Origin of the sequence: Terasakiella brassicae (assembly GCF_014641495.1) — a bacterium.
GTDB lineage: Bacteria > Pseudomonadota > Alphaproteobacteria > Rhodospirillales > Terasakiellaceae > Terasakiella > Terasakiella brassicae.
Genome location: NZ_BMHV01000074.1, coordinates 1 through 813, shown reverse-complemented (window position 1 = coordinate 813; position 813 = coordinate 1). Strand labels below are relative to the sequence as shown.

At 46.1% G+C, this 813-nt stretch carries 1 protein-coding gene; it reads left to right on the top strand.

Annotation, left to right across the window (positions count from 1 at the left end; all coding sequences use genetic code 11):
- The first annotated feature begins 368 nt into the window (after positions 1 to 368).
- Entirely contained in the window at positions 369 to 644 is a 276-nt protein-coding gene (locus IEW74_RS17230; RefSeq protein ID WP_188667424.1) for a transposase, read from the top strand.
- Positions 645 to 813 lie beyond the last annotated feature (169 nt).

The following is an 813-nucleotide window of genomic DNA, read 5'->3' as shown; positions in this document are numbered from 1 at the left end:
AGCTACTTTGGCTTTGAAGTCGGCTGAATGGTTACGGCGTTTTGCCATCGGATAGTCCTTTTCAAAAACGGTTATCCCACCTTAACACCCTGTCCTGTTTTTGGGGACCATCTCTGACCGTCTGCGTCTAATGATGGTGGAGCTTGAATTGTGCTACAGTGTGCTACACTTTTGTGCCACACATTCGGTGTTGTTGGAATGTCGTTTAAGTGACCGCCACGGATGTCTTGGAAGTATTGCTCAAGATTATATGCAATGGTTCGGCAACGTGTTGTAGCTGTGCTATAATCGGTTGTGTTTAAAGAATGGACCCGTCCCCTAAAACTGGAGAGCACCTTCTGTTAAACTGAGATTTACAGGAGGAATAAATGAGTCTCAAAAAATCTGATGAATTTAAAAGCGAAGCCGTCCAGCTTGCACTGACAAGTGGCTTATCTCGCAAACAAGTTGCCGCCGATCTTGGCATCGGCCTTTCCACGTTGAACAAATGGGTTGCTAAACATAAGCATGACGATTTGATGTCAGGACCGCACGATGACCTTCATAAGGAACTGGCTCGCCTTCGCAAAGAAAACCGAATATTGCGGGAGGAGAGGGAGATTCTAAAAAAGGCAACGGCCTTCTTTGCGAGTCAAAAGCGATGAGGTTCAAGTTCATTGATGCGAAAAAGGCCGACCATCCGCTTCACCTGCTGTACAAAGCCTTCAACGTCAGCCTCAGCGGTTATTATGATTGGCGAAAGCGGCCCATGTCTGAACGTCAACGCAAAGATTTGGTTTTGCTGACCAATATCCGCACAATCCATAAAGAAAA

Bases quoted from the DNA above. Each gene is read 5' to 3' on its own strand.
- IEW74_RS17230 (WP_188667424.1), top strand. From the start codon at position 369: ATGAGTCTCAAAAAATCTGATGAATTTAAAAGCGAAGCCGTCCAGCTT.